Source organism: Terriglobales bacterium (assembly GCA_035457425.1).
GTDB lineage: Bacteria > Acidobacteriota > Terriglobia > Terriglobales > Acidobacteriaceae > JACPNR01.
In genome coordinates, this window is record DATIBR010000157.1 from 1 (window position 1) to 7,408 (window position 7,408).

Here is a 7,408-nt window from a genome sequence, read left to right on the forward strand (position 1 = left end):
GGCAGGATGCTGGTACCGAACTGGCTGGCGGAGACGATGGCGTGGGGGCTAGGCGGCGGCATCATGCTCGCGGCCCTGCTGCTTGGGCGGCGGCTGCTGCGGAGCGAGCGCCCACTGCGCGCCTTGGCGGTGCTGCCCGTCGCGTTGTTTGGCCTGGTATTCGCGGTCTCGAAGTGGGCGAACGGCACCCGGGTTCTGATCGTGCAGTCGGACCGCGGCCGGGCTGTGCGGCAGGACCTGAGGCTCTACGGGGTGAAGGAGTATCGCTTCCGGAACGGCAGCGCCGGCGTGTTGACGATGGGGCCGGGTCGCCACGTGGTGGTCAACGATACAGTCTCACAACTGACGCTCAAGACAGTGCGCTACGGGTACGGTCTGTCCAGTTCGGTCGAGATCGCGCCCTTCAGCACCTACCACTCGGACGGCATCATCACGAACTTTGGCCCCCAGGACGCCCCGCCTTCGGAGATACAGAGCAGGGAATACGGTGCGCAGCGCTACTGGCTCCGCTGGTGACGCTTTCCTCGCTCACCTCTTTTTGACTCGGCCGTCCAAGAGAGCGGAGAATACTGTTCGAAAGGCGTTTCCGGTTTCCCGTTTTCCGTTTCCCGTAAACCAAGAAACCAACCGAGGTTCCTCTATGAAGCTCCGGAAAGTTCTCATCCTTATTACTGTGATGGCGCTGGCGCTGCCGGTGGCGGCGCAGCAGGCGCAGCCGGTATCGCAAGGCGCGCTGCAGTATCCGCAGGCGAAGAAGACCGACGTGACGCACGACTACAGCGGGGTGAAGGTCGCCGACCCCTACAACTGGCTCGAAGACACCAACTCCGCCGAGACCAAGGCGTGGGTGGAGGCGGAGAACAAGGTGACGTTCGGGTATCTGGACCAGATCCCGGCGCGGGCGCGCATCAAGGAGCGGCTGACGAAGCTGTGGAACTACGAGCGGTTCACGGTGCCGCGCATGGAAGGCGGCCGCTACTTCTATTCGCGCAACACCGGGCTGCAGAACCAGAACGTGATCTACACGCAGGCGTCGCTGACGGGCGACCCGATGATGCTGCTCGACCCGAACACGCTGGCGAAGGACGGCACGGTGGCGCTGTCGTCGTATGCCATCTCCGACGACGGCAAGCTGATGGCGTACGGCATCCAGGAGGCCGGGTCCGACTGGGTGCAGTGGAAGGTGAAAGAGGTCGCGACCGGCAAGGACCTGCCGGACCACATCCGGTGGTCGAAGTTCTCGGGGGCGTCGTGGACGAAGGACGGCTCGGGGTTCTTCTACAGCCGGTACGACGAGCCGAAGGGCGAGAGCGCGCTGACGGGCGCGAATTACTTCCAGAAGCTCTACTTCCACAAGCTCGGCACCGAGCAGACGGATGACGTGCTGGTCTACGAGCGCAAGGACCAGAAGGAATGGGGCTTCCAGGGCGAGGTGAGCGACGACGGGCGCTACCTGGTCATCAGCATCTGGCAGGGCACCGAGCCGAAGAACCGCACCTACTACAAGGACCTGAAGGACGCGAACGCCAAGGTCGTGCCGCTGCTCGACGACTTCGACGCGGAGTACGAGTTCATCGACAACGACGGCCCGGTGTTCTGGTTCCGCACCGACAACGGTGCGCCGCGCTACCGCGTGATCGCGGTGGACACGCGCAAGCCGGAAAAAGCGAACTGGAAGACGGTGATCGCGGAGTCCGGCGACACGCTCGACGGCATCAACGTGGTCGCCAACAAGTTCGTGGCCAACTACCTGCACGACGCGCACAGCGCCGTGAAGATCTACAGCCTGAAGGGCAAACTCGAGCAGGAGATCCAGTTGCCGGGCATCGGGACCGCGGGCGGCTTCCCCGGCCGGCGCACCGACAAGGAGACCTTCTACTCCTACGCCAGCTTCAACACGCCGCTGACCATCTACCGGCTCGACATGAAGACGCTGAAGAGCGAGGTCTTTCGCCAGCCGAAGGTGGACTTCCATCCCGACGACTACGAGACCAGGCAGGTCTTCTATACGTCGAAGGACGGCACGAAGGTGCCGATGTTCATCACGGCGAAGAAGGGGCTGAAGCTCGATGGCCAGAACCCGACGCTGCTGTACGGCTACGGCGGGTTCAACATCTCGCTCACGCCGACTTTCTCGGTCGCGAACCTGGTGTGGATGGAGATGGGCGGGGTGTACGCGGTGCCGAACCTGCGCGGGGGCGGCGAGTACGGCAAGGCGTGGCACGAGGCCGGCATGAAGGCGAACAAGCAGAACGTGTTCGACGACTTCATCGCGGCGGCGGAGTGGCTGATCGCCAACAAGTACACCTCGACACCGAAGCTGGCGATCGCAGGCGGCTCGAACGGCGGGCTGCTGGTGGGCGCGGCGGTGACGCAGCGTCCGGAGCTGTTCGGCGCGGCGCTGCCGGCGGTGGGCGTGATGGACATGCTGCGCTTCCACAAGTTCACCATCGGCTGGGGCTGGGTCTCCGATTACGGGTCGCCGGACAAGCCGGAGGAGTTCCAGTACATCGCGAAGTACTCGCCGCTGCACAACATCAAGCCGGGCACGGCGTATCCGCCGACGCTGATCACGACGGCGGACCACGACGACCGCGTGGTCCCGGGACACAGCTTCAAGTACGCGGCCACGATGCAGGCGGCGCAGGCCGGGCCGGCGCCAATCCTGATCCGCATCGAGACGCGCGCGGGCCACGGTGGCGGCAAGCCGACCAGCAAGATCATCGAGGAGACCGCCGACCGGTGGGGCTTCCTGGTGAAGACACTGGGAGTGGAGTCGCAGGCAGACGGGACGATGAAGGCCGTGCAGTAAGGGACGCTCTTGGCCTTTGGCTCTTGGCTTTTGGCCTGGAACCTTTCGCCTGAACGCTCACGAGACGCCCGCAAGGGCGTCTCTACTTTTGTGGGAGGAAACATGAAGAAGCTTCTGTGGTGCATGCTGCTGCTGGTTGGAACGGCGTTCGCGCAGGCGGCGCCCGCGGGCGTCTCGGCGGAAGACGCGGCGGCCATCAAGGCCACGGCGCTGAACTACGTGGAAGGTTGGTACACCGGCGATGCCGAGCGCATGGCGAGCGCGCTGCATCCGGAGCTGGTGAAGCGGATCATGGTCATCGACCCCGAGACCGGGCGCCCGAAGATCGACAACATGGGCAAGACCGCGCTGGTCGAAGGCACCCGCCGCGGCTTTGGCAAGCAGACCCCCGCGGCCGAGCAGCAGAAGGACGTCCAGATCCTCGACGTGTTCCAGAACGCCGCCAGCGTGCGTGCGACCATGAGCGGCTGGATCGACTACATGCACATGGTGAAGTGGGAGGGGAAGTGGGTCATCGTCAACGTGCTGTGGGAGAAGAAGCCCAAGCCGGCGAAGGCCCAGTGAAGGGGAAGCCGGAGGCGCAGCGGCCGCATGTCGCCGTGGAAGCCGAGTGACTCTCCCAGTTCGCCCGCCCTTCTCGGGGACCGTGACCGCTCGGAAGCGCTCCGGCTGTCCGCGACTTCATTGAAGCGCGGGCCGGACGGGCTGCAGCAGGAAAACGAACACGGGAAGCGCGGGGCGTTCCGATCTGGAACGGGCGCTGGTCTGCGCGGGCGCGACACCGGCGCGACGCCGGCGCCACATCCGTCCCGTGATTTGCGTCCTGGACGGCGAAAGCACTACAACTAAGCCATGGGCCGCGTAACCTCTCCCAGCGTCGCGCCGACCGGGCTGTACCTCGATGGGCAGTGGATCACCGACCGCACGCTGCTCGGCGTGCGCTCGCCGTACGACCAGTCCACGGTGGGCGCGGTGGCGCAGGCGACGCGCGGCGACGCGGAGGCTGCCATCGCGGCGGCGGTGCGCGCCTTCGAGGTCACGCGCAAGCTACCGAACTACGAGCGGCAGCGCGTGCTGCGGCGGATGGCGGAGCTGATCACGGCGCAGCGCGACGAGCTGGCGCGGACCCTGGCGCTCGAGGCCGGCAAGCCCATCAAGACGGCGCGCGCGGAGATCGAGCGCGCGGCATTCACCTTTTCGGTCGCGGCGGAAGAGGCCACGCGCATCGAGGGCGAGTACCTGCCGCTCGACCTGCAGGAGTTCGCGCAAGGGCGCTGGGGGCTGCTGCGGAGATTCCCCATCGGGCCGATCCTCGGGATCACGCCCTTCAATTTCCCGTTCAACCTGGTCGGCCACAAGGTGGCGCCGGCGATCGCGGCGGGGTGCCCGATCATCATCAAGCCGGCGTCGCAGACGCCGATGAGCGCGCTGAACGTGGCGCGCATCGCGGAAGAAGCCGGCTGGCCGGCGGGCGCGCTGAACGTGCTGCCGATGCCGAACGAGGATGCGGCCGTCCTGGTGCGCGACGACCGCCTGAAGATGCTGAGCTTCACCGGGTCGGCCGAGGTCGGCTGGCGGCTGAAGGCGGAGGCGGGGCGGAAGCGCGTGACGCTGGAGCTGGGCGGGAACGCGGGCGTCATCATTCATTCGGACGCCGACCTGGAGTACGCGGCGGCGCGGTGCGCGGTCGGCGGGTTCAGCTACGCGGGGCAGAGCTGCATCTCAGTGCAGCGCATCCTGGTGGAGCGGCCGGTGCTCGACCAGTTCCTCGCGGCGTTCGTCCCGAAGGTGAAGGCGCTCAAGACCGGCGACCCGCTGGACGAGCGCACCGACGTGGGGCCGCTGATCCGGCCGGCGGACGCGGAGCGGATCGAGCAGTGGGTGAACGAGGCGGTCGCGGCGGGCGCGCAGGTGCTGTGCGGCGGCAAGCGGCACGGGTCGGTCTACGAACCGACCGTGCTCGTCCACACGCAGCCGGCGATGAAGGTGAACTGCATGGAGGTGTTCGCGCCGCTGGTGACGGTCGAGCCCTACGACAGCTTCGAGGAAGCGCTGCGGCGCGTGAACGATTCGCCCTATGGCTTGCAGGCGGGGCTATTCACGCGCGATGCTGCGCGCATCTTCCGCGCCTACGAAGAGATCGAGGTCGGCGGGCTGATGGTGGGCGAGGTGCCGACCTTCCGCATCGACCACATGCCGTACGGCGGAACGAAAGACTCGGGCCTCGGCCGCGAGGGCCTGCGCTGGGCGATCGAGGAGATGACCGAGCCGAAGCTGCTGATGATGAATCTGCGGTGAACCAGCAATGAGCGATAAGCAATAAGCGATAAGCCAAACCAGCCGGGTTCACGCTTCTTGCTTATCGCTTATTGCTTATTGCTTCTACACCAACTCCCGGACCTTGTCGCCGAAGACGGTGAGCGCGATCTCCTTGCGGTTGGGCTGGCCCTTCATCAGTGACTCCGCGAACTTTGCCGCCTGGTCCACGGTGATCTTGGGCGGCATCGGAGGCTCGAACGGGTCGACCACGGCCTCGATCAGGACGGGGCCGGGCGTAGCGAGGGCCTCGTCCAACTGCGCGCCGCACCGCGTGGGATCCTCGATGGTGAGGGCGCTGCCGCCGCAGGCGCGCGCGAACGCGGCGAAGTCGACGGGGGAGAGCTCGCAGCCGTACTCGGGATTGCCGAGGAAGACCATCTGCTCCCACTTGATCATGCCGAGCGTGTTGTTCTTGATGACGACGACCTTGATGGGCAGCTGGTACTGCACGGCGGTAGCGAACTCGGCCATCAGCATCTGGAAGCCGCCGTCACCGACGAAGGCGACGCACTGGCGTTCCGGAAACGCCACCTGCGCGGCGATGGTGTAAGGCAGGCCGTTGGCCATGGAGGCGAGGGTGCCGGAGAGCGAGTGCATCTGGCCGGCCTGGACCGGGATGTGGCGCGCCCACCAGGTGGCGATGGTGCCGGAATCGCACGAGACGATGGCGTCCGGCCGCAGGCGCTTGCCGAGCTCGGCGGCGACGACTTGCGGCTTCATCGGCGTGCCCATGAAGCTTGCCTGCTTCTCCATCACCTCGTTCCACTCCTGCATGCCCTGCTGCGCTTTTTCCAGGAAGCGGCGCTCGGACTTGCGCTGGAGGAGCGGCAGCAGCATCTGGAGCGAGCGCCGGCTGTCGCCGATGAGGCCGACCTCGACCGGATAGCGCAGCCCGATGCGCTTGGGGTCGAGCTCGATCTGGACGGCGCGCGCCTGGTCGGGCTTGGGCATGAACTCGAGATAAGGGAACGAAGTGCCGACCATCAGCAGCGTGTCACATTCTTCCAGCGCTTCCTGCGAAGGCTTGGTGCCGAGCAGGCCGATGGTGTTGGTGGTGTAGGGGCTGGAATCGGGGACGGCGCCCTTGCCGAGCAGGGCCTTCACGATGGGCGCGGCGAGCGTCTCAGCGGCCTGCTCGAGCTCGGCAGCGGCGCCGATGGCACCGCGTCCGCAGAGGATGGCGACCTTCTTGCCCTGGTTGAGGATGTCGGCGGCGCGCATGAGGTCGCGCTCGTTCGGCAGCCGCGCGCTGTAGGACATCACGTCGGAGGTGTGGTGCGGAATGTTGCGCTTGGAGCGGCCCTTCGACGCTTCCTTCTCCTGGAGATCCACGGGGAAGGTGAGGTGCGCGACGCAGCGATAGGAGAGCGCGGTGCGGCAAGCGAGGTCGACGAGGTTCTCGACGTGCGTCGGCCCCATCACGCGCTCGTTGAACTGCGCGACGTCGGCGAAACACTTGTCGAGCGAGACGTCCTGCTGCGTGTGGGTGCCGACCAGGTCGTGGAAGGCCATGCCGGTGATGGCGAGGACGGGCTGGCCGTCGAGCTTGGCGTCGTAGAGCCCGTTGAGCAGATGGAGGCCGCCGGGGCCGGAGGTCGCGACGCACACCCCGAGCTTGCCGGTGTACTTGGCGTAGGCGCAGGCCATGAACGCGGCCGACTCTTCGTGGCGCACGTGGATGAAGCGCACCTGCTGCTGGTGCGTGCGCAGCGATTCCATGATGCCGTTGATGCCGTCGCCGGGGAGGCCGAAAACGGTGTCCACTCCCCAGTCGATCAGGGTCTCGATCAGAACGTCAGCCGCTGTTTTTGCCATGGCAGGGTCTCCTGCTGAATAGGATGCTCGGCCGTGCGCGGCTGTTGGGCTGTTGAAATCTGCAACAGCGTTCCAAACGGGGTGGAGACGCCGGCGCGGGATAACGTTGGGTGCGGGGTGGCGCATTGCGGTCGACTTGTTATAATTCCGAGTTTCCCAAGCGCCGCCGGAAACCACTGCACAACTTAGAGACGTGGTATTGAGCCTCGTCGAGCCGTAAACAGGGACGGAAGAAGCTCGCTTGTCGCAGATATTTCATCGCAGCACGAACACGCTCTCGCGCCTGACGATCTACGGCTTTCTCTTCCTCGTCGGCGCGCTCACGTGGACGGCCGCCGAAGTGCAGCGCTCGAGCTACGTCACCACGCAGGGCGAAGCCAAGGTGCAGACGCCGCCCTTCTCGCACCAGCACCACGTCGGCGGGCTCGGCATCGACTGCCGCTACTGCCACACGTCGGTCGA

The 7,408-nt window shown here is 66.1% G+C and carries 6 protein-coding genes; 5 read left to right on the forward strand and 1 reads right to left on the reverse strand.

Annotation, left to right across the window (positions count from 1 at the left end):
- From VLA96_12005 to VLA96_12020, 4 genes are all read left to right on the forward strand, one after another.
- Window positions 1–516, forward strand: a 516-nt coding sequence (locus tag VLA96_12005) for a hypothetical protein (protein HSE49923.1), incomplete at its 5' end; no start/stop codon positions are given.
- A 124-nt stretch (window positions 517–640) separates the two neighbouring features.
- Window positions 641–2,812 (forward strand): prolyl oligopeptidase family serine peptidase, encoded by a 2,172-nt coding sequence (locus tag VLA96_12010; GenBank protein HSE49924.1) that lies wholly within the window; start codon window positions 641–643, stop codon window positions 2,810–2,812.
- Between the two features lie 102 nt (window positions 2,813–2,914).
- Window positions 2,915–3,376, forward strand: coding sequence for a nuclear transport factor 2 family protein (locus tag VLA96_12015; protein HSE49925.1), 462 nt, complete (start codon window positions 2,915–2,917; stop codon window positions 3,374–3,376).
- A 288-nt stretch (window positions 3,377–3,664) separates the two neighbouring features.
- Entirely contained in the window at window positions 3,665–5,110 is a 1,446-nt protein-coding gene (locus VLA96_12020) for an aldehyde dehydrogenase family protein (GenBank protein HSE49926.1), read from the forward strand.
- An 84-nt stretch (window positions 5,111–5,194) separates the two neighbouring features.
- Here VLA96_12020 and VLA96_12025 read toward each other — a convergent pair whose 3' ends face one another.
- On the reverse strand, window positions 5,195–6,946 hold the full coding sequence (locus VLA96_12025) for a thiamine pyrophosphate-dependent enzyme (protein ID HSE49927.1): 1,752 nt from the start codon (window positions 6,944–6,946) through the stop codon (window positions 5,195–5,197).
- Between the two features lie 241 nt (window positions 6,947–7,187).
- Between VLA96_12025 and VLA96_12030 the strand changes: the two genes are divergently transcribed.
- Window positions 7,188–7,408 (forward strand): cytochrome c3 family protein (locus tag VLA96_12030; protein HSE49928.1); only part of this gene is annotated, 221 nt, incomplete at its 3' end.

Coding starts and splice junctions, on each gene's coding strand:
- VLA96_12020 (HSE49926.1), top strand. CDS start 3,665: ATGGGCCGCGTAACCTCTCCCAGCGTCGCGCCGACCGGGCTGTACCTC.
- VLA96_12010 (HSE49924.1), top strand. CDS start 641: ATGAAGCTCCGGAAAGTTCTCATCCTTATTACTGTGATGGCGCTGGCG.
- VLA96_12015 (HSE49925.1), top strand. CDS start 2,915: ATGAAGAAGCTTCTGTGGTGCATGCTGCTGCTGGTTGGAACGGCGTTC.
- VLA96_12025 (HSE49927.1), bottom strand. CDS start 6,946: ATGGCAAAAACAGCGGCTGACGTTCTGATCGAGACCCTGATCGACTGG.